Origin of the sequence: Levilactobacillus enshiensis (genome assembly GCF_007115095.1) — a bacterium.
GTDB classification, from domain to species: Bacteria; Bacillota; Bacilli; order Lactobacillales; family Lactobacillaceae; genus Levilactobacillus; species Levilactobacillus enshiensis.
Genome location: NZ_SULH01000001.1, coordinates 536,065 through 536,672 on the forward strand (window position 1 = coordinate 536,065; position 608 = coordinate 536,672).

General features: G+C 44.2%; 2 protein-coding genes. Both read left to right on the forward strand.

Features of this window, described 5'->3' with window-relative positions:
- Positions 1-351, forward strand: a 351-nt coding sequence (gene tnpB, locus FAY32_RS02535; RefSeq protein WP_143461907.1) for an IS66 family insertion sequence element accessory protein TnpB, incomplete at its 5' end; no start/stop codon positions are given.
- A gap of 65 nt (positions 352-416) precedes the next feature.
- Positions 417-608: transposase (locus FAY32_RS02540; RefSeq protein ID WP_191988129.1), on the forward strand; the 192-nt coding region annotated here is incomplete at its 3' end.

Genomic DNA, 608 nt, shown 5'->3' on the forward strand with positions numbered 1-608 from the left:
AGAGTTAGACAAGTATTCATTGTTTGTGGCAAGACTGACTTACGGCGTGGAATTGATGGTTTAGCGGCTATTGTTCAAGAGCAGTTTGAATTAGATCCGTACAACCGAGCACTGTATCTATTTTGTGGGACTAGGAAGGACCGTTTCAAGGCCCTCTATTGGGACGGCGACGGCTTTCTCCTTTTATACAAACGACTTGAGAATGGTCGGCTTCAGTGGCCGACTAATCAGAATGCCGTTCGCAAGCTTAATCTCAAGCAATTAAACCGTCTATTGAGTGGGTGGTCGCTTGACGCGACCATCCACAAAATCAGGCCGCCAAGACAGATAAGCTTGACCACGAAAAGATAGCTATTCATGCGGAGAAGGCTATGGTAAACTCAAAATTGATTAGTAATGAATGGTGGGATGGCCCAATGACTTCTGAACAAGAACAAATCGCTATGTTGACTCAAAAGGTAAAAGAGCAAGCCGAAATTATTGATTACCTGACGAGAAAACTCTTCGGTAAAAAAGCCGAGCAAGTCGATCCAGATCAGTTATCACTTTTAGATGAGGACGACGGTGTTTTTACCGAGCCAGAGCAAACTGGCGAAGAAAACCAAACA